Here is a 21,232-nt window from a genome sequence, read left to right as displayed (position 1 = left end):
CTTCTGGAGGAGGTGGTGGAGGTGGCGCGCCGCTACGCCCACCGCATCGACCGCACCCGCGTCCCCGCCCTCTCGGCCTGGACCCGCGACCTCGCCTCCAAACTCGAGCGCGATCCCGAAGGTCGAGCCCTCCGATCCGTCTCCTGAGGGGGTTCAGGGCGCGGAGGCGACGCCCTCCGGTTCTTCGGGGCGGAAGATCGTGCGGTAGAGGACCCAGCCCGCGCCGAAGCAGACCGTGTCGCCCAGAACCGTGACGAGGCGGAAGAGGGAGATCGCGATGAGCGCTTCGCTCTGCGGAACGGTGCCGTCGAGAAGGAGGAGCATCAGCGCCTCGCGCGTTCCGAGCCCGCCGGGGGCGCCCGGCGTGAAATAGCCCACGATCCAGCCCAGGACGGCCACGAGGGCGGCGAGAAGCGGCGGCGCGGGCGAAATCGTGTTCAAGAGAGTCGCGAAGGCCAGGCCGAGAAGACACATGAAGATGAGTGCGAGGAGCGTCGTTCCGGCGAGCGTCCGCGCAGGAACCTGCAGGCGGACGCTGCGAGGTATCGCCAGCGCGCCCAGCAGGACGAGCCCCAGGCCGATCGTCGCCGGCAGGACGAACGGCTGCAGGAACGCAGCCTGCGGAAGCAGCGTGGCCACGGGGATCGCGAGTGCGGCGAGCAGAACGAAGGAGCCGGCCGCCGCGGGCATGACGGCGATCTCGAGGAGTGTGGCGATGCCGAGTTGCCGGTTGCTCAGCGCGCCGCCCTTGAGATAGATCGCACGGCCTAGAAGATGCGCGACGTTGCCGGGGATGTACTTGGCGATCTGCGTCATCGTGTAGGACGGGTAGGTCCTCTTGCGCGCTTCGGGAGCGAAGATGTTGACGATGCGGTGCCAGACCTCGGCCACGACGAAGATCGACGCGCCGTAGCAGATCGCGATCGCGAGGATCACGCCGATCTGCCAGGCCTCGGGGCGCCAGGTGGAGAGATCTGCCCAGTGACGCGCGCCCTGACGGATCAGGAAGACGATGGCGAGAAGCATCAGGCCTCGTCCGGCGAGCTTCGCGAGGAAGGCCGCGCGTGTCTTGCGGGAGGCGGGCGCCGGGTCGCTCATCGGGTATGCACCGGCTTGGGCGCGCCGGTCCGGCGCGGGGTCCGATCGCGTGGCGGCAGGCTCATGAGGCGGGATCCGTCTCGCCGGGCAGCGCGCAGATCTGGTCAAGACGCTCCTGGGAGAAATCGTGAAACTTGGCTTTCGCGATGCACTCTTCCCGCGTCCAGCGGACGAAGAAGTTCGTCGGGGCGTTCACGCTGAACTCGTCGCGGTACCCCATGGCGGTGAGAGCCGTCATGCCGACGCCGAAGAGCGTCGCGGCCACCAGGAGCCCCGACAGGATCGGCCGGCCCGTCCCCTGTCCCAAGGCCGGAGCGATACGGTAGAGACCGACCACGGCCACGGCGGCGAAGAGAGGCCACGTGTCGAAGCGGTAGCGGAGGGTCACGGTACCGTAGGCGAGGGTAAGCACGGCCGCGATGCCCGTGGCGGCGACGAGCCCCAGCAACCGTCGCGGCGCACCGCGCGCGGCGAAGGCGGCCATCCCCACGACGATCCAGGGCGCCCATAACCAGACAGCCCCGATCCGGGGCGGTTCGATCCGGATGAACCCAAGCCCCTCGGTCGCGGCACGATAGGCCGACAGGATCGCTTCCGACGGCGGTGCGGCGACCGATTTCTCCGGCAGATCCAGGCCGTAGAGCATCGCGTTCGGCAGGATGCGTCCGAGATTGAAACGACCATAGTCCTCGAAGGCGGAGGCGCGGGGAGAATCCGACATCTCGTGACCCCAGAAAACCGGTCCGTAACTCAGGCTTTCCGCATCGTACGAGCCATGCACCTCCACGGCGGACCCGAACCGCACCGCATTGAGCCCCAGAAAGCCCAGTCCGGACACTCCGAGGATCGCGATGGCGAGGAGGGCAGGGCGGATCGCCTGCTGCCGGTCGCGCAGGAGCGCGAGGCCGAGGGCGATGACCACGCCGGCATAGAGGCCCACGGCGACGTTGGGGCGCGCATGGAGTGCGATCGCCGCACAGATCGCGAGGCCGGGGAGCGTCCAGCCCCAGGGACGTCCGAGAACGGCGTTTCGGGTCCAGAGGAAGACGAACCCCCCACCCATCGCGTAGGCGACGGCGTTCGGCTCGTGGAAGAGGGACGGCCGGACGGCGAAGAGGAGACCCGGGCTCGCGAACCAGATGCCGAACGCCAGCACGACCGACCAGACGACGCGCCGGAGCCCCGCGGGTGGTCCGAACCGCCCGGCCACGGTCGCGAAGGCAAGATGGTAGAAGGCGGTTCCCGACACCGCCCAGAACCAGACCGAGGCATAGGCCATCGAGACTTCCGGCAGCGGCCAGGCCCAGCCGACGGCAAAACGCGTCAGTAGCGGCGCGAGGCCGTGATAGAGATAGCCGGTGCCGTCCGGGGTGTAATGGCCTTCGAGACGCAGGATCCGGGCGGGCACATCGAGCCGTCCGTCGAGGATCGAGAGGAAATAGTAGTCGTAGATATCGTTGCCGAACGCCTCGTTGGGCGCGAGGGGCCCGATCGGAGACGCGAGGAGGCCGTAGAGAAGCGCGCCCAGCACCGCCACGCCAATTGCCCCGGCCGTCGCGGGGTCGATCGTCCTTCGCTGCAACATTGGGTCAGTTCGCGGCGTTCTTGATGGTATTGGCCCGGAAGGCGGAATCGCTCTGGACCTCATCCTTCTCGTCGGGGGCCTCGCTCATCTCGAGGCGCCGCAACCTCACGAGGACGTGCTCGGTCAGGCGGCGGTTGGTGGCGATCGTGTCACTCAGGAACGCGATCACGACGGTGAGATAGCCGGCCAGGAGGAACACGCCGCCCAGGACGAGCGACTGGATGTGCCCGTCCCCCGATCCCATCGCGTAGAGGATGAGGAACCGGATGATCGGCAACGCCCCGAGAAAGAGCATGATGCCGCCCAGGGCGAGAAACGCGCTCAGGGACCGATACATGACGTAGCTGCGCAGGATGGTGACGAGCTGCTTGCGCAGGAAGCTTCCCATCGACTTGAAGAGACGCGAGGGACGCGTCGCGCGGTTGATCCCGACGGGCACGGAGACGACAGTATAGCCCTTCTGCCCCGCATGGATCAGCGTCTCAATCGTGTAGCTGAAACCGGTCATCACGTTGATGTCGAGCGCCGCATCCCTGGAATAGGCGCGGAAGCCGGACACGGCATCGGTTACGTCGACGCCCGCAAGGCGCCGGACGACGCGGGTCCCGAACCTCTGCAGGGATCGCTTGACGAGAGAGAAATCCTCGTTCTCGCCCGGTTTCCGGTCGCCGATGACGATATCGGCCCGCCCTTCGAGGATCGGTCGGATGAGATCGGGGATCGAGGCGCTGGAATACTGGTTGTCGCCGTCGGTGTTGACGATGATCGTGGCCCCGCGATGCAGGGCGTTCTCGATCCCCTTCTGGAAGCTCCGCGCGAGGCCGATATTCGTCTTGTTGACCAGGATGTGGGTCACGCCGAGGTTGCGGGCGATCTCCGCCGTTCCATCGGTGGAGCCGTCGTCGATGATCTGCGTCTCGATCGTGTCGATGCCGGGAATATGGGCCGGAATCGTCGAAAGCACCGAGGGCAGCGTCTCCGCCTCGTTGAGGCAGGGAATCTGGATGATCAACTTGATGGGTTCGCGATTCGACAAGTGCGTCACGGAGAAGCTCAAAATGACCCCCAGAAAAGAACCCTAACAGGTTGATTAGCTTCTGCACGGGCATTTAGCAGACGACGAAGCAACGTCATTTTTGCCCGAAATTGCAAAACTTCTATAAACGATACCAAACTATTGTGGAAGCACGCCCGAACTTATCGGATCAAATCCGCGCAAATGCCGTGCGCGCCGTTGGTTCGATTGATGAATTTCGCCTGCATCGCGATCGATCGGGAATGATGGGTAATACCGCAGGGATTTCGCTCAAGGGCGTTTGCCCGATATTCGGGCGCGACGCCTGTTTGTCAGCCGGAAACGGTATCTCGAACGCTTCGACGTTACTCGTGCAGGCATCGAATCCCACCGCCCCTGAATCGGAGCGCTCGTCATGCGTTCGGACGACGTATGATCCGATCGGTCCGCTAAGCGGATTCGGTTTTAGGATACCGTCACGCGATCCTGCCGGAAACGTTTGACGATGCTCAGGGCAATCAGCGTGCACAGGGCACCCGAGAGCAAATACGCGCCGGCCGCGATCAGCCCGAAATAGGTCGAGAGCGCCAAGGCGGCGAGCGGTGCGAAGCCCGCGCCGAAGAGCCAGGCCAGGTCCGAGGTGATCGCCGATCCGGTATAGCGGTAGCGCTTCGAGAAGCGGTCAGCGACCATTCCCGAGGATTGGCCGAAACACACGCCGAGAAGGGCGAAGCCGCTGAACATGAAGAAGATCTCGCCGAGGACGCCGCCGTCGAGGAATTGCGGTGCGAACCCGCTGAACGCTGCCGTCGCCATCGCGCAATCCCGCAGGAGCCGCCAGCGGCCGTACTTGCCGGCGAGCCAACCCGACGCCACGATGCCGGCGAGGAAGAACGCGGAGGCGATGGAGGAGATGGTCAGGAACCGCCACGGCTCCTCGTCGGTGTAGAGGAAGATCCACGAAAGCGGGAACACCGTCATCATGTGGAAGAGCGCGAAGGTCGCGAGCGGGACGAACGCGCCGAGCGCGATCGTGGGCGCTTCCTTGCGCAGGGTGCCGATGATCGGTTCGGGCTGCAATTCACGGGCCCGGAAGAGCTTGGTGTATTCGGGCGTTGCGACGATCCTGAGCCGGGCGAAGAGCGCCACGACGTTGATCGCGAAGGCCACGAAGAACGGATAGCGCCAGCCCCAGTCGTAGAAATCCTCGGGCGACAGGACCGCGAGGAAATAGGCGAAGAGCCCGGTGGCGACGAGAAAGCCCACGGCCGCGCCGATCTGCGGTATCATCGTATAGTAGCTCCGCCGGTTCTCCGGCGCGTCGAGGGCGAGAAGCGAGGCGAGACCGTCCCAGGAGCCGCCGATCGCAAGACCCTGCACGAGGCGGAGCGCGACGAGGATGACGAGCGACCAATGTCCGATCGTCTCGTAGGCGGGCAGAAAGCCGAGCGCCACGGTCGCGGTGCCGAGCATGAAGAGCGCCGAGGTCAGGCGCGCGCTCTTTCCGTGGCGACGGTCGATATGGTTGAAGATCACGGTTCCCATCGGGCGCGCGACGAAGGCGAGCGCGAAGATGGCGAAGCAGAAGATCGTTCCGGTCGCCGCGTCGACATAGGGAAAGACCCTTGCCGGGAACACGATCACGGAGGCGACGGCGAAGACGAAGAAGTCGAAAAATTCCGACGTGCGTCCGATCACGACGCCGACGGCCACGTCGGCCGGGTTCACCTCGTGGTCGCCTTCGGCATTGATGCGGCGCGCTTCGGTCTCGAGCGCGCTTTCGGGGGAATCCGCCACTATGTCGCCTCGTCTGTCGGGTCTCGGCCGCGCGGCATCGCCCGGCCATGGCGCTCCTATGCCGCCGAACGAGATTGCGGTGCATTGGACAGATTGTCCAATCGCAACCCTCTTGGGCCGTTGGTACCTCCTGCTTCGATCCTAGAGAAAGCCGTGGAAGACATGTCCCTTCGACGCCCGATCCTCGTCGCCCTCGCCGTCCTTCCGCTTGCGGGATGCGATCTGGTGCTGCTCAGTCCGTCGGGCGACGTCGCTCAACAGCAGAGCAACATCCTGATCTTCGCGACGCTCCTGATGCTGCTCGTCATCGTGCCGGTGATGGCGCTGACCGTGCTCTTCGCGTTCCGCTATCGCGCAAGCAATCGCGAGGCGCGCTACGAGCCCGACTGGGATCACTCGACGCAGATCGAGCTCGTCGTCTGGGCGGTTCCGCTTCTGATCATCATCGTCCTGGGCGCGGTGACCTATGTGGGCACGCACCATCTCGACCCATACCGCCCGCTTGGCCGGGTCGATTCGGACACGCCGATCTCCGACGACGTGGAGCCCCTGGAGGTTCAGGCCGTCTCGCTCGACTGGAAATGGCTCTTCATTCTGCCGCAATACGACGTCGCGGTGGTGAACGAGCTCGCCCTGCCCGTCGACCGGCCGGTGACCTTCTCGCTCACCTCGGAGAAGGTGATGAACACGTTCTCGGTCCCGACGATGGCCGGCATGATCTACACGATGGCGGGGATGGAGACGACGCTGCACGGCGTTCTGAACGCCGAGGGCACCTTCGAGGGGCGTTCCGCCCATTACAGCGGGGCGGGCTTCTCGCAGATGCGCTTCGACGTGATCGGCACCGACGATGCCGGGTTCGAGGAGTGGATCGCGGGCCTGCGCGACGGCGGCGAGCGCCTCGACCGCGACACCTATCTCGAACTCGCCGAGCCGAGCGTCGCAAATCCCGTCTCCGGATACGGCGGCGTCGAGGAGAACCTCTTCGACCTCGTCGTCAACATGTGCGTCGAGCCCGGGCGGATGTGCATGAGCGAGATGATGGCCATCGACGCCGAGGGGGGGCTGGGCCTCGAGGGTCTCGTGGCGACGCTGCCCGAGACCTCCGATCGCCGCGTCGGGGCGGTGTTCGGGCCGGCGCCGCAATACGTCGCGGCCATCTGCACCGAGGAGGAGGCGATGGAGGCCATCGCGAAGCGTGAGGCGCTCCCCGTGCGCGACCGTTTCGCCACCCTGTCGGGCAAGGCCCTCCCGCATGGCGGGCAACTGACGCCCGTGGCGCTTCCCATGACCGATGCCTCCGGGCAAGAGAGCGAATTGTGATACCATGGAAATGAGCGAACCGATCTCCGTGCACCCGATCTTCGGGCGCCTCACGTGGCAGGCGATCCCCTACGACCCGATCGTCCAGATGACCTTCCTCGTCGTGGTCCTGGGCGGTCTCGGCGTCGTCTACATGATCTACCGCTACAAGCTCTGGGGCTATCTCTGGAACGAGTGGTTCACGACCGTCGATCACAAGAAGATCGGCATCATGTACATGGTGCTCGGCATCATCATGCTGCTCAGGGGCTTCGCCGACGCGATCATGATGCGGCTCCAGCAGGTCATGGCCTTCAACGGGTCGGACGGATACCTGAACGCGCACCATTACGATCAGGTCTTCACCGCCCACGGCGTGATCATGATTTTCTTCGTGGCGATGCCGATCATCACGGGCCTGATGAACTACGTCATCCCGCTGCAGATCGGCACGCGCGACGTGGCGTTCCCGTTCCTCAACAACTTCTCGTTCTGGATGACGGCCGGTGGCGCGGTGATCGTCATGGCCTCGCTCTTTCTCGGGGAGTTCGCGCAGACGGGCTGGCTCGCCTTCCCGCCGCTTTCGGGGCTCGACGCCTCGCCATATGTCGGCGTCGACTACTATATCTGGGCGCTGCAGGTCGCGGGGGTCGGGACGACGCTCTCGGGCATCAACCTGATCTGCACGATCCTGAAGATGCGCGCGCCGGGCATGACCATGATGAAGATGCCGATCTTCACCTGGACGAGCCTCTGCACGAACGTCCTGATCGTGGCCTCCTTCCCGGTCCTGACCGCGGTGCTCGTGCTCCTCTCGCTCGACCGCTATGTCGGAACCAACTTCTTCACCACGGACATGGGCGGCAACGCCATGATGTACGTGAACCTGATCTGGATCTGGGGCCATCCGGAGGTCTACATCCTGATCCTGCCGCTTTTCGGCGTCTTCTCGGAGGTCACCTCGACCTTCTCGGGCAAGCGGCTCTTCGGCTACACGTCGATGGTCTACGCCACGGTGGTGATCACGGTCCTGGCCTATGTCGTCTGGCTCCACCACTTCTTCACCATGGGCAACGGCGCGAGCGTGAACGCCTTCTTCGGCATCACGACGATGATCATCTCGATCCCGACGGGGGCCAAGATCTTCAACTGGCTCTTCACCATGTATCACGGCCGCATCCGGTTCGAGCTGCCGATGATGTGGACCATCGCCTTCATGCTGACCTTCACCGTGGGCGGCATGACGGGCGTGCTCCTCGCCGTGCCGCCTGCGGACTTCCTGCTCCACAACTCGCTCTTCCTCGTGGCGCACTTCCACAACGTGATCATCGGCGGCGTGCTCTTCGGCTCCTTCGCGGCGATCAACTACTGGTGGCCCAAGGCCTTCGGGTTCAAGCTCGACCATTTCTGGGGCGCGGTGTCGTTCTGGTTCTGGGTCGTGGGATTCTGGGCCGCGTTCATGCCGCTCTACATCCTGGGCCTCATGGGCGTGACGCGCCGGATGCGCGTCTTCGACGATCCGTCGCTGCAGATCTGGTTCGGGATCGCCGCGCTCGGCGCCGTCCTCATCGCCTGCGGGATCGGTGCGATGCTCGTCCAGTTCGCGGTGTCGATCTGGCGGCGCGAGGAGCTTGCGGACACGACCGGCGATCCCTGGAACGGGCGGACCCTCGAATGGGCCACCTCCTCGCCGCCGCCGGACTACAATTTCGCCTTCACGCCGGTGGTTCATGCGACCGATGCCTGGGCCGACATGAAGGCACGCGGCTACGAGCGTCCCGAGGACGGGTTCCGGCCCATCCATATGCCGTCCAACACCTCGGCGGGGGTCGTGCTGGCGGGGCTGAGCGTGGTGCTTGCCATGGCCCTCATCTGGTACGTGTGGTGGCTGGCGGCCTTGGCCTTCGTGGGCCTGATCGGCTACGCGATCTACCACACCTTCGATTACCACCGCGATTACCACATTCCGGCCGACGAGGTCGCCCGGGTCGAGACGGACCGCACGCGCCGCCTGTCGGGAGTAGCCTCATGAGCACCACGGCAGACGTCGCAACGGACGACACCGTCTTCCACTACGAGGAGGAGCCGCACCACCCTGAGGGCGGCTCCACTATGCTGGGCTTCTGGATCTACCTGATGAGCGACTGCCTCATCTTCGCGATCCTCTTTGCCACCTTTGGCGTCCTCGGAGGCAACTACGCGGCCGGGCCGGGCCCCGCCGATCTCTTCGAGCTCGAGCTCATCGCGATCAACACGTCGCTCCTCCTCGTCTCGTCGATCACCTTCGGCTTCGCGATGCTCGCGATGGTGGGCGGGCGCCAGGCGACGATGCAGATCTGGCTCGCCGTCACCGGCCTGCTCGGGCTCGGCTTCCTCGGCGTGGAGCTCTACGAGTTCCACCACCTCATCCATATCGGTGCCGGACCGCAGCGCAGCGGCTTCCTGTCGGCCTTCTTCGTGCTGGTGGGGACGCACGGGCTGCACGTCTTCTTCGGGACGATCTGGCTCGTGACGCTGATGGTGCAGGTCCAGAAGCGCGGCCTCGTCGAGGCCAATCAACGGCGGCTCATGTGCCTGTCGATGTTCTGGCACTTCCTCGACGTGATCTGGATCGGCGTCTTCACCTTCGTCTACCTCCTGGGAGTGCTGCAATGAGCCCCGCGCATCTTGACGGACTCGACGAGACCGAGGCGCCCGACCACGACGGGCATCACGACCACGGAAGCGGTGCGCATGGCTCGCTCCGCGGGTATCTGACGGGCTTCGTGCTTGCGGCGATCTTGACGGCGATCCCCTTCTGGCTCGTGATGGACCGGCCGCTCGACAGCGCGCAGGCGACGGCCTTCATCGTGGTGGGTTTCGCGGTGGTGCAGATCGTCGTCCACATGATCTTCTTCCTGCACATGGATCCGCGTTCCGAAGGCGGATGGACCTTCATGGCCCTCATCTTCACCTTCATCATCCTGGTGATCGCGGTGAGCGGAACGCTCTGGGTCATGTACCACATGAACACCAACATGATGCCGACACACGAGATGGACGCCTTGTGACGCGGAGGCCGCGGCCGATCCGGACCCTGCTCCTCGCGTCGCTGACCCTTGCGCTCACGATCGGGTTCGTCGGGCTCGGCTGGTGGCAGATCGAACGCCGGGCCTGGAAGATCGACCTCATCGATCGGGTGGAGAGCCGCATCGCGGCATCTCCCACGACGCCGCCCGGTCCGCAGGATTGGGCGGATCTCTCGCGCGAAAAGGCCGAGTATCTGCGGGTCGCGGCCGAGGGCCAGTTCCTCGACCCCGTCGCCCTCGTTCAGGCGGTGACCGAGCGGGGCGGCGGCTATTGGGTCGTATCCCCGTTCGTGACACAGGGGGGGATGACGATCCTCGTCAATCGCGGCTACATCCCGTCGCGAACGGCCGAGATCACGCCGGCCGAGGGAGAGCAGCGCATCGTGGGCCTCCTACGGATGACGGAACCCGAAGGCGGCTTTCTCCGCGCGAACGATCCCGACGCGGGCCGCTGGTATTCGCGCGACGTCGCCGAGATCGCGCGCAGCATGGGGCTCGACACCGTCGCACCATACTTCGTCGACGCGGAGGCGGACGCGAATGGCGGAACGCCGCCGGTGGGCGGCCTGACGGTCGTGCGCTTCCGCAACACGCATCTCGTCTATGCCCTGACCTGGTTCACCCTCGCCGCCATGTCCCTAGGCGCGACGATCCTCGTGCTGCGGCCTGCCCGGCCGGGCGCTCGGGAGCCCCGACATGCCGATTGAGGCGCGCGGACCGGCGATGCTCGTCCCGGCCGAGGAGGCGGCGAACCGTCAGAACCTCTTTCTCCTGACGCAACTGCGGTGGATCGCGGCGGCGGGACAGATCGCGACGATCCTCGTGGTCCATTTCGGTCTCGGGATCGCGCTGCCGCTGGGGCCGATGGCGCTGGTCGTCCTGCTGCTCTTGGCCGCGAATATTGCCACGCTGCTGGTTCACCGACGCCGGCCGCACGTCTCCAACGGAGAGATTTTCGGGCAGATCCTGCTCGATGTCGCGGGGCTGACGGCGCAACTCCATTTCAGCGGCGGCGCGTCGAACCCGTTCGTGATGCTTTACCTGCTGCAGATCATCCTCGGGGCGGTGCTCCTCACACCGCGCGCGGCCTGGGCGCTCTTGAGCCTGACGGGCCTGTTCTTCGCGGCGTTGATGTACGATCCGCTCTCGCGCGACCTGATGCTGACGCCGAGCGGGAACGTCCCGCCGCTCCATGTCCTGGGCAGCCTGATCTGCTTCCTCCTCGCCTCGGCGCTTCTCGTCTACTTCATCGGCCAGATCGGGCGGAACCTGCGGCAGCGCGACCGGCGGCTCGGCGATCTCAAACGCCAAGCCGTCGAGGAAGAGCATATCGTCCGTCTGGGTCTGCTCGCCTCGGGGGCCGCGCACGAACTCGGCACGCCGCTCTCCGTGCTCTCCGTGCTCGTCGCCGACTGGCAGCGTACGCCCCAGATCCGGGAGGATGAGGAACTCACCGCCGATATCGAGGAGATGCAGAACCAGCTCGACCGCTGCAAGGCCATCGTCACGGGTATCCTGATGTCGTCGGGCGAGGCGCGCGGCGAGACGGTGAGCCGCACGAGTGTCGGCGCCTTCCTGCGCGAGACCGTCGCCGAATGGCAGGCCACCCGCCCGACCGGCCGGATCGCCTTTCGAAACACCTTCGAACCCGATCGGGAAATCCTTGCCGACCCGGCGCTGCGGCAGGTCATCGCCAGCCTCTTCGACAATGCCTTCGAGGCGGTTCCCGACACGATCCGCGTGACGGCGACACGGCACGAGGATAATCTGCTACTGACCATAGAGGATTCCGGACCGGGCTTCAGCGACGAGGTGCTCGAGAATTTCGGCCGCCCCTATTCCTCGACCAAGGGACGGCCGGGCAGCGGACTAGGCCTCTATCTCGTCGTGAACGTGGTCCGCCAGCTCGGCGGTCGCGTCTCGGCGCGCAATCTCGACGCGGGGGGCGCCGCTGTGACGCTCACCCTTCCGCTCGACCGTCTCAGCCCGGAGAACGTCCATGGAGCTTAGGCCGACCCTGCTCATCATCGAAGACGACGCGGCACTCTCGCGGACCCTCATCCGGTCCTTCGAACGGCGCGGATACGTCGTGAGCCATGCGTCCGGCGTCGCCGCGGCCCACGAGGCGGTGCGCGAGGAGACGCCGGATTTCGCGGTGGTCGACCTGAAACTCGGCGACGGCTCCGGCCTCGAATGCGTGAAGGCGCTGCACGAGCGCGACAGCGACATGAAGATCGTCGTCCTGACGGGGTTCGCGAGCATCGCCACCGCCGTGGAAGCGATCAAGCTCGGCGCGTGCCATTACCTCGCCAAACCCTCCAACACCGACGACATCGAGGCCGCTTTCGCCCGCGGCGAGGGAAATCCGGACGTTTCCGTCACCTTCCGGCCGACGTCGATCAAGACGATCGAATGGGAGCGCATCCACGAGGTGCTCGCGGAATGCGACTTCAACATCTCGGAGGCGGCCCGCCGGCTCGGCATGCATCGCCGCACGCTGGCGCGCAAGCTCGGCAAGCGGCAGGTCGGCTGAACCGCGCGGCGGCTCAGGACGTGTCGGCTTCGCTTTCGTCCTGAACCTCCGAGTGGCGTTCGCCGAGGAAGTCCGCGATGGCGCCCATCCCGTCGACATGGGCCGCGACCGTGCGCAGGGCGGCGAGCAGCGGAACGGCGACGACCATGCCCACGGCGGACCAGAGCCAGGCCCAGAACGAGACGGCGAGGAAAACCACGACGGTGTTGAGCCGCAAACTGCGCCCGACGAAATAGGGTGTGATGAGCTGCCCCTCGATCGAGGTCAGGGCTAGATACGCCCCGCCGACGGCGCATCCCAGGAAGATCCCGTCGAACGAGACGAGCGCCACAGCGGTGGCGACGACGATCCCGGCCAGCGCCCCGAGATAGGGCACGTAATTGAAGAGGAACGCGATCATCCCGAAAATGGCCGGGGATGGCATGCCGAGCCACCACATCGCGAGGCCCACGCAGATCCCGAGCGATACGTTGATCACGGTGATCGTGAAGAGATAACGCGAGAGCCTGCGTTCGATGTCGCGCATGGCGGTCATCGCGCGGCGTTTGTCGCGGAAGCGCGGAATGACGTGGACGAGCTTCTCGTAGAACATGTCGCCCGAGGCGAGCAGGAAGAACAGAAGGACGAGGGTAAAGACGATCTGCGCGACGATGCCGGGAATGAGGGTCGCGAGGTCGGTGGCGTAGCCGCCCTCCGCCGTCACCACCCGTTCGACGTCGTCCCCGGGGGCGCCGAGTTCGGTGAGGCGCTTGGTCGCCTCCAGGATCCCGCTGAGGGCGCCCGAAACCTCGCTGATCTGCTCACGGATCTGCTCCGTGATCATCGGGGCCCGGTCGATCCAGCCGGCGACCGGCATGGCGAGCGTGCCGAGGATGACTGTGCTAACCACAAGGAGCCCCAGGACGATGAGGGCCGAGGTGAGCGCGGATGGGATTCCGCGACGATCGAAGACCCGCCGGATCGGGCTGAAGACCAGCGTCAACAGGAAGGCCAGCACCACCGGGACGAGGAACGACTTGGCGTAACTCAGCGTGTAGATGGTCGCATAGATGAAGATCGCGATCCCCGCCCACCGCGGAATCGACCGCATCTGCCGCAAGGTCGAGGTGTCGCTCGTATCGAGCTTGTCCGAGGCGTCATTCACGGTGGCATCCCTTCCCAAATCGGCGGCTCGGCCTGCGCACGTTACTGTGCGGCCCCTGAGAAAGCGTCAACATCCCGATACCCCATCGACGCGCGGAAACGGGCGTCGCGCGGCTGGAAACTGGCGGGTTTCGGGCGGGCAGGGTCTTGCAAGTGATCTTCCGTCTTTCTCGCGGCGATGCGATGTTCGGGGGCGGTCTCGGTGTCGTCACCATAGGGAATGCCGGCCCTCTCGACGAGACCGGAGCCACCGGCGATCACGTATGTCAATCGAACGGCCCGCCGCGTCAGGCGGCGGGCGCTTTACTCAGTTGCGCGCGGCGATCTCGCCGAAGAACCGCAGCATCTCCGCGGAGGCATCGGGGCCGCCGGCATCGGCGTAGGAGCCCGCGGTATCGCCGCCCGACCAGGCATGTCCGGCGCCCTTTATCGTCCAGAGCTCCGATCCCTGGCCCGTGGTCAACCGCGTCCAGCGGCGCGCGCCCTCACCATGCCTCGTCTCGATGCCGTCGCCGGGAACGAGATGCCGCGCATTGGCCGGTGCCACGGTCCGGTCGGCGGTGCCCTGGAAGACGATGCCCGGAACGGCGAGGGGACGTCCGCCCCGCTCCCCCCGCATCGCGGAGAAGGCGGTCTGCATGTCCGTCGCAGCACCGGTCGGCAGACCGGAATGGATGCCCACGGCGGTGAAGAGGTCGGGATGCGTTTCCGCCAGCACCGCCGCCATGGCGCCGCCCGCGGAGAGCCCGGCGGCGAAGACCCGTCCACCGAGCCCGAGTTCGCCTGCAAGTTCCACCGCGATGGCCGAGAGCGTCGCGGGCTCGCCGGAACCCGCCTGTTGGTCCTGTGCCCTGAACCAGTTCCAGCACCCGTTCATATTATGGGTCCGGGTCTGCTCGGGATAGGCGATCGCGAAGCCCGCCGCCTCCGCTGCGCCGTCCATCCGGGTGCCGAGGGCGAAATCGTCCGGCGCCTGCGTGCATCCGTGCAGCATCAGGACGAGCCCCTTGAGGCCACCCTCGCGCGGCGACGGGGTGAAGAGACGGACGTCGCGCCCCGCGATCCGGCGCCATTCGACCGTCGCGCCGTCGGGAACGGGTACGGTCCTCGCGGGCTTGCGGCCGGGCAGGTCGTGCATTCCGGGCAGATCGGGCATCCCTGCCATCCCGGGCAGGGAGGAAAGATCGGGCATCCCGCGAAAGGTCGCGTCGGGCCGATGGTTCCGCTGCGCCGGCGAGGGTTCGGTCGTCGTTCCCCCAGAAAAAGCGGAGCGGATGTAATCGGTGGCGGCGGCGGGATCGCCGGCGCGCGTGGCTTCGAGTGCGCGCCCGAGGGCCGCCGTGAAATCGTTTTTCATTGTCTTGATCCTAGATGCCGGGAATGTCCGGTCAGGTTATGCGGTCGGCGAGCGCCGCCTTGACGTCCTTGGTGGCCTGCAGCGAGCCCAGCACGCTGATCGATCCGATGGTGGCCCGAGCGAGATCCGCGTCCACGTCGGACGCGATCCGCGCGAGGCCCAGAACGCGGAGATGCAGCACCTCCCCATCCGCGCGCAGGCGCTCGAGTTCGGCGCGCGTCACGTCGAAGAGGCCGGTTTCGAACCGGTGCCGCTCCGTCGATCGTTCGACCGCGCTTGCCTCCGAGCTCAATTGGGTGCGGATTGCCGTGCGGATGAAATCCGTCCGGTTGGAATAGAACCCCTCGCGCACGAGAAGGTCGATACGGCCCAGGTCGATGGGGCCGAGATTGATGGTGATCTTTTCGGTCTCACCGGCTCTCTCCGACAATTGGTGTATCTTCGGCATCGCTATATCCATCCACTTGGATGGTATATGGATGTACAAATGGCTGCGTCAAGGTTCCGCGACCCAACCCCGGCGTCATTCGTCGGCTTCACCAGCCGCGATCGCGGCAGGGTACGAAGAGAAATCGGTTCGCGCTCGACGAGGCGACCGATTCCGGCGTGCGAAAAGCTGAAGAAAAAATGTCGAAGGATAGCTCGGGCTGGCTGCCGGCGACATTGCGGGGTCGCGTGATCCTGCGTCAGACCTTCTTCTGGTTCACGCGTCTGGACAAAGCTTCGTGGCTTTCGACGCGCTCCGAATGGCGGTCGGTCAGGTCGGACGACCTTCCGCGGGTCATCCAGGTGAACTTCACGAGTTCCTCCATGACATCCACGATCCGCAGGTAGAGAGGCGAGGGCCGCATCCGACCCGCCTCGTCGAATTCGTCCCAGGCCTTCGGGATGGAGGATTGGTTGGGGATCGTCACCATCCGCATCCAGCGCCCGAGGATCCGCATCTGGTTCACGGCGTTGAAGCTCTGCGATCCGCCGCAGACCTGCATCAGGGCGAGGGTCTTGCCCTGCGTCGGCCGCACCCCGCCCAGGGAGAGCGGGAGCCAGTCGATCTGCGCCTTCATGATGGCCGACATCGCCCCATGCCGTTCGGGAGAGGACCAGACCATGCCTTCCGACCAGGTGGCGAGGTCGCGAAGCTCGGCGACCTTGGGGTGATCGGCGGGTGCGGCATCGGGCAACGGCAGGCCGCTCGGATCGAAGAACCGCACCTCTGCTCCGAACCAGCGCAGAAGCCGCGCGCCTTCCTCGGCGGCGAGGCGGGAGAAGGAGCGTTCCCGCACGGAGCCGTAGAGCATGAGGAGCCTCGGCGCGTGCCCGTCGTCGCCCGGCGCGGCATAGAGCGCGGTGTCGATCGGTCGAAGATGATCCGCTGCGATAGGCGGCAGGTCGGAGGGCGGGACCGTCATCGCGCCACCACCTCTCCGTCCTCCTTGGTGAACGGTCCGACGTCACCGTCGAGGAGGTCGAGCACCCGCTCCGACGGACGGCAAAGGCGCGTGCCCTTCGGCGTGGCGACGATCGGCCGGTTGATGAGGATCGGATGTGCCATCATCGCATCGACGAGATCGGCGCCGGATAGGGCCGGGTCGTCGAGACCGAGTTCGTCGTAGGGTGTCCCCTTGCGCCGGAGGAGGTCGCGCGGCTTGATGCCCATCTCCGCGATCAGCGTCTCTAGCGTCGTGCGGGAGGGCGGGGTCTCGAGATAGGGGATCACCTCCGGTTCCGTGCCCGATTGCCGGATCATCGCGAGAACGTTGCGCGACGTGCCACAATCGGGATTGTGAAAGATCGTGACCATTCTCATGCCTCCTGAAAGCGGGACCGGGTCCGGTTGGCGAAGGCGACGAGCGACAGCATGACCGGCACCTCGACGAGGACGCCGACCACGGTCGCGAGTGCGGCGCCCGAGTTCAGCCCGAAGAGGCTGATGGCGACGGCCACCGCGAGTTCGAAGAAGTTCGACGTGCCGATCATGGCGCAGGGCGCGGCGACCCTGTGCGGGACCTTCATCGCCCAGGCGGCCCCATAGGCCAGCGCGAAGATGCCGTAGCTCTGGATCAGGATGGGCACCGCGATCAGCGCGATGACGAGTGGCCGCTCGAGGATCACGCTCCCCTGCAGGCCGAAGAGGATGGCCACAGTCGCCACGAGGCCGATGGCCGAGAGCGGCTTCACCCGCCCCGTGAAGGCGTCGATCCGCGCCTCCGTTCTCAGGGCGCGCCGCGTCACCGCTCCGGCCGCGAGGGGCAGGAGCACGTAGAGTAGGGTGGCTATGACGAGCGTTTCCCACGGTACGGCGATCTCGGTCACACCGAGGAGGAACGCGACGATCGGCGCGAAGGCGACGATCATGATCAGATCGTTCACCGAGACCTGGACGAGCGTGTAGGTCTCGTCCCCGCGCGTCAGCTGCGACCAGACGAACACCATGGCGGTGCAGGGCGCCGCCCCGAGAAGGATCAGGCCCGCGATGTATTGCTGCGCGTCCTCGGGCGCGAGAAAGGGCGCAAAGATCACCTCGAAGAACAACACGGCCAGAGCCGCCATTGTGAACGGCTTGACGAGCCAGTTGACTGCAAGCGTCAGCAGAAGACCCTTGGGTTGCCGCGCGACCTGGCCGACCGCGCCGAAATCGACGCTGATCATCATCGGATAGACCATGGCCCAGATCAGGACGGCGATGACGAGGTTGATGGACGCGATTTCCGCCGAAGCGATCGCCGCGAAGAGCCCCGGAGCGACGCTTCCGAGGATCAGTCCCGCCACGATGGCGAGCGCGACCCAAAGCGACAGCAATCGCTCGAACGATCCAAGGGGAGAGGGCGCAACCTCTGTCGCATCGGTCATGGGATCAATCCGCTCCGCTCTCGTTCGTCAGCAATTGCACGCGATATCGTCGATGAGGGGCCGGCAAAGCTCCGGTGCGCCGCCGCAGCAATCCTCCAGGAGGAAACGCAGAAGCCCGGACAGGCCATCGAAATCCGCGAAGTACCGGATCGCGCGTCCCTCGCGAACAGTCCGCACGAGTCCGGCGTTGCGCAACACTCCGAGGTTCGTCGAGAGCGTGTTCTGGCGAACCCCGAGCACCTCTCCGACCCGCCCCGCGATCATTCCATCCGGCCCGGCACGGACCAGAAGCCGGAACGTCTCGAGCCGGGTGGGTTGGCTCAAGGCGGAGAAAGCGGCGAGGGCGGTGAACGTATCCATAAATCGAGAAATAAAGATACATGATCCCGTGTCAAGCCGTGGCCGGATCAGCCCGGCTGCTTGCGATCGATCTTCCCGGCTCGGTCAGGCCGAGGCGCGTGCGATGATGTCGAAGCGCAGATCGATGACGGGCGAGGCGACGGTCTGACCGTTGATGCGCGACAGCACGGCGTCGGCGGCAGCCTGGCCGAGTTTCGGCAGATCGATGCGAACGGTGGTCAGTGCGGGGTCGAGATGGCGCGCGAATTCCTGGTCGCCGAAACCGATCACCGCGATGTCTCCGGGGATCGTCAGCCCGTGCGACCGCGCCTCGATCAGTACGCCATGCGCGAGGATGTCGGAGCTGCAATAGATGACGCCGCCGCGAAGATCGTTGGCGGCGAGCAGGGCCGCGAACCCCTCGCGGCCGGCGGCGATGCTTGCCGGGCCGCCCGCGTCGTAATCGGGAACGGGGACGGCGCTGTTCCGCCCGAAGCGTTCGGCGAAACCCCCTTGCCGCCGCCTCGCGCGTTCGTCGCCCGCGGTGACAGTGGCGGCGTGGGTATAGCCGCGATCGATCGCGAACTCCGCCGCGGCCCGGGCGGCGTCGACATGGTGGAAACCGACGCATAGGTCGATCGGACTGTCGGAGACGTCCCAGAGCTCGACGACGGGGATGCCCGCCGCGAGAAGGAGACGGCGGACCTGCGGAGAATGCTGGATGCCGGTCAGCATGATCGCGTCCGGCCTGCGCGAAAGATGCGCCACCACCGTGGCCTCCTCGTCCTCCGGGTCGAAACCGGTCTCCGAAAGGAGGATCTGGTAGCCGTGATCGCGGAGCCGTTCTGAAAACGCCCTCACCATCGAGGAATAGACGACGTTGGTGATCGACGGTACGAGCGCGCTGACGAGACGCGATTTCCGCGAGGCGAGGGCGCCCGCGATGGCGTTCGGCACGAACCCGGTCGCCTCCACCGCGCCCATGATCTTGGCCAGTGTCTCCGGCGAGACCTTGGAGGGGTCGCTCAGCGCGCGGCTGACCGTGACCTGGCTCACGCCGGCGATGCGGCCGACCTCTTGCATGGTGACCCGGCGGGGTCCGGGAGGTCGCGATGCCCCTTTCTTCACTCGTCCCTCGCCTCCGTTCCTGTTCAGGCGGAGGGGGAAATCATCCGCGCGTTACGACGTGATATGGCGATGGACCCCGCGACGGAAGCGGCGATGAGGATCCAAAGGACGACTGCGATCCAGCTTTTCGTGAAGAAGATCGTCAGATCGCCGAAGCTTTCCAAGCTCTTAACGAAATAGATCTCCGCCGACGGCCCGAGGATGAAGCCGATGATGAAGGGGGCCACTTCCAGCCGGAGCTTTGCCATAAGCCAGCCGAACAGGCCGAAGATCAGCAGCGTCCAGACGTCGAAGATGATGCCGTAATTGATCGTGTAGGCGCCGATCACGCACATCATCAGGATGAACGGGTAGAGGATCTGCTTCGGAACCGCGATCACCATCGCGAACCAGCGGATCGCGAAGAACATCGTCACCAGCATTACGAGGTTCGACAGGAGCATCGCGACGATCATCGCGTTCCACGTCTCCGCGTTCTGCCCGATGAAGAGGGGGCCGACCTGGATGCCCTGCAGCGCGAAGGCCCCGATGAGGAGCGCGGTCGTGGAATCGCCCGGGATGCCGAGCGACAGGAGCGGGACGAGCGCGCCGCCCGTGAGGCCGTTATTTCCTGCCTCCGACGCGATCACGCCCGCGGGCTCCCCCTTGCCGAAGCGTTCGGGATGGCGCGAGGTGGTCTTGGCGGCCGTATAGGAGAGGATCGACGCGGCCGATCCGCCCACGCCCGGCAGGATGCCGACGAAGGTGCCGATCCCGCCCGAGCGGATGAGGTTCAGCCATTGCCCCCGGAAGACCGAGAACGAGAACCGCGAATGGGGCCCCACCTCGATGTCCTTGAGCGACTGGCCGCGCGGCATCCCGATCTCCGCCTCCTCGAGGATCACGGTGACGCCGAAGATACCGATCAGCACCGGCAGGAGGGCGAAGCCCCCGTCGAGCCAGTATTCCATGCCCGGCGGTATCAGCCGCGTATGTCCGTTGCCGCCGTTGGTGATGTCGTAGGTGCCGACGAGCGACAGGAAGATGCCGAGGACGCCGGAGAAGATGCCGAGGAGCATGTCGCTCGACAGGGCGGCCATCACGGTCAGCGCGAAGAAGATGATGAGAAACTTCTCCACGTAGGAGAACTTGATCGCGAATTGCGCGAGGACGGGTGCGAAGAAGTAGAGCGCGACAAGCGAGACGAGCCCGCCCACGACGGAGGCCACGATGGCGATCTTGAGCGCGCGTTCACCCTCGCCGCGCTTGGCCATGGGAAAGCCGTCGAAGGTCGTGGTGATCGAGGACGGCGTGCCCGGGATACCAAGAAGGATCGCGGGGACGAGACCGCCGGTGATGCCGCCTACATAGAGGCTCAGGAGGAGCGCGAGGCTGTTGACGAGGCCGAGCGGGAAGGTCAAGGGCAGGCAGACGGCGACGGCCATCGTCGCGGTCATGCCGGGAATCGCCCCGAACATGATCCCCATCAGCGTGCCGCCGAAGATGAGGCCCAGGAACCAGGGGTCGATCAGGTGGGCGAGGAGATCCATGACGATGGGTCCCTATGGCAGGGTGAGGAAGAAGACTTCGGAGAAGAGCCACCAGATCAGGGGTGGCGCGACCAGGGCGACGGCGAGCATGGCGCCGAGCTTGGCGGGCGTGCGTTCGTGCATGAAGAGAAGCCCGAGCACGATGACGTAGGGGACCGAGCAGATGAGGAAGCCGTAACCGGTGTTCGGCCAGATGTTCCCCACGGGAACCATCAGCAGGAAATAGACGACCGTGAGCGCCAGGGTGCCGAGGAACCGCGGCTTGTCCATCTCCCGGAAGGTCGCCGCCCACATCCGGCCCGATCCGAGGATCGCCGCGCGGTCGCGCACGAGGATCGCGAGGCCGAGGAGACCCAGCAGGACGGCGATCATGATGGGGAAGATCAAGTGCGAGGTCTGAAAATCGATCGTGACCCTGGTCAGGTTGTCCATCCGCTCTTTCCCTCCGGCGCGGCGTTTCGACAGGAGCCCGGCCGCCCGTCGGACGG

The 21,232-nt window shown here is 65.7% G+C and carries 21 protein-coding genes and 1 pseudogene; 8 read left to right on the top strand and 14 right to left on the bottom strand.

Annotation, left to right across the window (positions count from 1 at the left end):
- Positions 1–147: pseudogene (locus LX81_RS23250) on the top strand (NAD-dependent epimerase/dehydratase family protein); the annotation flags it as partial.
- Positions 148–153: 6 nt separating this feature from the next.
- Here LX81_RS23250 and LX81_RS13940 read toward each other — a convergent pair.
- From LX81_RS13940 to LX81_RS13925, 4 genes are all read right to left on the bottom strand, one after another.
- Positions 154–1,098, bottom strand: a complete 945-nt coding sequence (locus LX81_RS13940; RefSeq protein ID WP_111537934.1) for a lysylphosphatidylglycerol synthase transmembrane domain-containing protein — start codon at positions 1,096–1,098, stop codon at positions 154–156.
- Positions 1,099–1,159: 61 nt separating this feature from the next.
- The gene (locus LX81_RS13935; protein WP_111537933.1) at positions 1,160–2,683 is read right to left on the bottom strand and encodes a hypothetical protein; all 1,524 of its coding nucleotides are present in this window, start codon (positions 2,681–2,683) and stop codon (positions 1,160–1,162) included.
- 4 nt (positions 2,684–2,687) lie between these two features.
- On the bottom strand, positions 2,688–3,695 hold the full coding sequence (locus LX81_RS13930; protein WP_234822618.1) for a glycosyltransferase family 2 protein: 1,008 nt from the start codon (positions 3,693–3,695) through the stop codon (positions 2,688–2,690).
- 468 nt (positions 3,696–4,163) lie between these two features.
- Positions 4,164–5,495 (bottom strand): MFS transporter, encoded by a 1,332-nt coding sequence (locus tag LX81_RS13925; RefSeq protein ID WP_111537932.1) that lies wholly within the window; start codon positions 5,493–5,495, stop codon positions 4,164–4,166.
- 162 nt (positions 5,496–5,657) lie between these two features.
- Between LX81_RS13925 and cyoA the strand changes: the two genes are divergently transcribed.
- Genes cyoA through LX81_RS13890 form a run of 7 tightly spaced genes read left to right on the top strand, consistent with a single transcriptional unit; the run spans position 5,658 to position 12,398 of the window.
- The gene (gene cyoA / locus LX81_RS13920; protein WP_111537931.1) at positions 5,658–6,818 is read left to right on the top strand and encodes a ubiquinol oxidase subunit II; all 1,161 of its coding nucleotides are present in this window, start codon (positions 5,658–5,660) and stop codon (positions 6,816–6,818) included.
- 10 nt (positions 6,819–6,828) lie between these two features.
- Positions 6,829–8,829 carry a cytochrome o ubiquinol oxidase subunit I gene (gene cyoB / locus LX81_RS13915; protein ID WP_111537988.1) on the top strand — a complete coding sequence of 667 codons (2,001 nt, stop codon included), beginning with the start codon at positions 6,829–6,831 and terminating at the stop codon, positions 8,827–8,829.
- Positions 8,826–9,452 (top strand): cytochrome o ubiquinol oxidase subunit III, encoded by a 627-nt coding sequence (gene cyoC / locus LX81_RS13910; protein ID WP_111537930.1) that lies wholly within the window; start codon positions 8,826–8,828, stop codon positions 9,450–9,452. Before cyoB ends, cyoC begins: the two co-directional genes overlap by 4 nt.
- Complete coding sequence (cyoD, locus tag LX81_RS13905) at positions 9,449–9,847, top strand: cytochrome o ubiquinol oxidase subunit IV (protein WP_111537929.1); 399 nt, start codon at positions 9,449–9,451, stop codon at positions 9,845–9,847. The genes cyoC and cyoD overlap by 4 nt, the downstream gene beginning before the upstream one ends.
- Complete coding sequence (locus tag LX81_RS13900; protein ID WP_111537928.1) at positions 9,844–10,572, top strand: SURF1 family protein; 729 nt, start codon at positions 9,844–9,846, stop codon at positions 10,570–10,572. Before cyoD ends, LX81_RS13900 begins: the two co-directional genes overlap by 4 nt.
- Positions 10,562–11,875, top strand: a complete 1,314-nt coding sequence (locus LX81_RS13895) for an ATP-binding protein (RefSeq protein WP_211322769.1) — start codon at positions 10,562–10,564, stop codon at positions 11,873–11,875. Before LX81_RS13900 ends, LX81_RS13895 begins: the two co-directional genes overlap by 11 nt.
- Positions 11,865–12,398, top strand: a complete 534-nt coding sequence (locus tag LX81_RS13890) for a response regulator transcription factor (protein ID WP_111537927.1) — start codon at positions 11,865–11,867, stop codon at positions 12,396–12,398. The genes LX81_RS13895 and LX81_RS13890 overlap by 11 nt, the downstream gene beginning before the upstream one ends.
- Before the next feature lie 13 nt (positions 12,399–12,411).
- On the opposite strand, the gene LX81_RS13885 is transcribed toward LX81_RS13890, so the two are convergent.
- The 10 genes from LX81_RS13885 to LX81_RS13840 form a co-directional block, all read right to left on the bottom strand.
- Positions 12,412–13,542 (bottom strand): AI-2E family transporter, encoded by a 1,131-nt coding sequence (locus LX81_RS13885; protein ID WP_234822617.1) that lies wholly within the window; start codon positions 13,540–13,542, stop codon positions 12,412–12,414.
- Between the two features lie 306 nt (positions 13,543–13,848).
- Complete coding sequence (locus LX81_RS13880) at positions 13,849–14,898, bottom strand: extracellular catalytic domain type 1 short-chain-length polyhydroxyalkanoate depolymerase (protein ID WP_111537926.1); 1,050 nt, start codon at positions 14,896–14,898, stop codon at positions 13,849–13,851.
- Positions 14,899–14,929: 31 nt separating this feature from the next.
- Positions 14,930–15,346, bottom strand: coding sequence for a ribbon-helix-helix domain-containing protein (locus LX81_RS13875; protein WP_111537925.1), 417 nt, complete (start codon positions 15,344–15,346; stop codon positions 14,930–14,932).
- A gap of 238 nt (positions 15,347–15,584) precedes the next feature.
- Positions 15,585–16,307: an arsenical resistance protein ArsH gene (gene arsH / locus LX81_RS13870; RefSeq protein WP_111537924.1), complete on the bottom strand. Its 723-nt coding sequence runs from the start codon at positions 16,305–16,307 to the stop codon at positions 15,585–15,587.
- Complete coding sequence (gene arsC / locus LX81_RS13865) at positions 16,304–16,699, bottom strand: arsenate reductase (glutaredoxin) (protein WP_111537923.1); 396 nt, start codon at positions 16,697–16,699, stop codon at positions 16,304–16,306. The genes arsH and arsC overlap by 4 nt, the downstream gene beginning before the upstream one ends.
- A gap of 2 nt (positions 16,700–16,701) precedes the next feature.
- The gene (gene arsB / locus LX81_RS13860; protein WP_111537922.1) at positions 16,702–17,748 is read right to left on the bottom strand and encodes an ACR3 family arsenite efflux transporter; all 1,047 of its coding nucleotides are present in this window, start codon (positions 17,746–17,748) and stop codon (positions 16,702–16,704) included.
- Between the two features lie 27 nt (positions 17,749–17,775).
- Positions 17,776–18,108 carry an ArsR/SmtB family transcription factor gene (locus LX81_RS13855; protein WP_111537921.1) on the bottom strand — a complete coding sequence of 111 codons (333 nt, stop codon included), beginning with the start codon at positions 18,106–18,108 and terminating at the stop codon, positions 17,776–17,778.
- An 84-nt stretch (positions 18,109–18,192) separates the two neighbouring features.
- Entirely contained in the window at positions 18,193–19,170 is a 978-nt protein-coding gene (locus LX81_RS13850; RefSeq protein WP_111537920.1) for a LacI family DNA-binding transcriptional regulator, read from the bottom strand.
- Between the two features lie 68 nt (positions 19,171–19,238).
- Positions 19,239–20,744, bottom strand: coding sequence for a tripartite tricarboxylate transporter permease (locus LX81_RS13845; protein ID WP_111537919.1), 1,506 nt, complete (start codon positions 20,742–20,744; stop codon positions 19,239–19,241).
- A 12-nt stretch (positions 20,745–20,756) separates the two neighbouring features.
- The gene (locus LX81_RS13840) at positions 20,757–21,176 is read right to left on the bottom strand and encodes a tripartite tricarboxylate transporter TctB family protein (RefSeq protein WP_111537918.1); all 420 of its coding nucleotides are present in this window, start codon (positions 21,174–21,176) and stop codon (positions 20,757–20,759) included.
- Positions 21,177–21,232 lie beyond the last annotated feature (56 nt).

Origin of the sequence: Palleronia aestuarii (assembly GCF_003253995.1) — a bacterium.
Taxonomy (GTDB): Bacteria; Pseudomonadota; Alphaproteobacteria; order Rhodobacterales; family Rhodobacteraceae; genus Palleronia; species Palleronia aestuarii.
This window is presented reverse-complemented; position numbering and strand designations above follow the sequence as displayed.

What these genes read in the sequence shown, in the direction of transcription:
- LX81_RS13940 (WP_111537934.1), bottom strand. Translation starts at nt 1,098, where the DNA reads ATGAGCGACCCGGCGCCCGCCTCCCGCAAGACACGCGCGGCCTTCCTC.
- LX81_RS13935 (WP_111537933.1), bottom strand. Translation starts at nt 2,683, where the DNA reads ATGTTGCAGCGAAGGACGATCGACCCCGCGACGGCCGGGGCAATTGGC.
- cyoA (WP_111537931.1), top strand. Translation starts at nt 5,658, where the DNA reads ATGTCCCTTCGACGCCCGATCCTCGTCGCCCTCGCCGTCCTTCCGCTT.
- cyoB (WP_111537988.1), top strand. Translation starts at nt 6,829, where the DNA reads ATGAGCGAACCGATCTCCGTGCACCCGATCTTCGGGCGCCTCACGTGG.
- cyoC (WP_111537930.1), top strand. Translation starts at nt 8,826, where the DNA reads ATGAGCACCACGGCAGACGTCGCAACGGACGACACCGTCTTCCACTAC.
- cyoD (WP_111537929.1), top strand. Translation starts at nt 9,449, where the DNA reads ATGAGCCCCGCGCATCTTGACGGACTCGACGAGACCGAGGCGCCCGAC.
- LX81_RS13895 (WP_211322769.1), top strand. Translation starts at nt 10,562, where the DNA reads ATGCCGATTGAGGCGCGCGGACCGGCGATGCTCGTCCCGGCCGAGGAG.
- LX81_RS13890 (WP_111537927.1), top strand. Translation starts at nt 11,865, where the DNA reads ATGGAGCTTAGGCCGACCCTGCTCATCATCGAAGACGACGCGGCACTC.
- LX81_RS13880 (WP_111537926.1), bottom strand. Translation starts at nt 14,898, where the DNA reads ATGAAAAACGATTTCACGGCGGCCCTCGGGCGCGCACTCGAAGCCACG.
- LX81_RS13875 (WP_111537925.1), bottom strand. Translation starts at nt 15,346, where the DNA reads ATGCCGAAGATACACCAATTGTCGGAGAGAGCCGGTGAGACCGAAAAG.
- arsH (WP_111537924.1), bottom strand. Translation starts at nt 16,307, where the DNA reads ATGACGGTCCCGCCCTCCGACCTGCCGCCTATCGCAGCGGATCATCTT.
- arsC (WP_111537923.1), bottom strand. Translation starts at nt 16,699, where the DNA reads ATGGTCACGATCTTTCACAATCCCGATTGTGGCACGTCGCGCAACGTT.
- arsB (WP_111537922.1), bottom strand. Translation starts at nt 17,748, where the DNA reads ATGACCGATGCGACAGAGGTTGCGCCCTCTCCCCTTGGATCGTTCGAG.
- LX81_RS13855 (WP_111537921.1), bottom strand. Translation starts at nt 18,108, where the DNA reads ATGGATACGTTCACCGCCCTCGCCGCTTTCTCCGCCTTGAGCCAACCC.
- LX81_RS13850 (WP_111537920.1), bottom strand. Translation starts at nt 19,170, where the DNA reads ATGCAAGAGGTCGGCCGCATCGCCGGCGTGAGCCAGGTCACGGTCAGC.
- LX81_RS13845 (WP_111537919.1), bottom strand. Translation starts at nt 20,744, where the DNA reads ATGGATCTCCTCGCCCACCTGATCGACCCCTGGTTCCTGGGCCTCATC.
- LX81_RS13840 (WP_111537918.1), bottom strand. Translation starts at nt 21,176, where the DNA reads ATGGACAACCTGACCAGGGTCACGATCGATTTTCAGACCTCGCACTTG.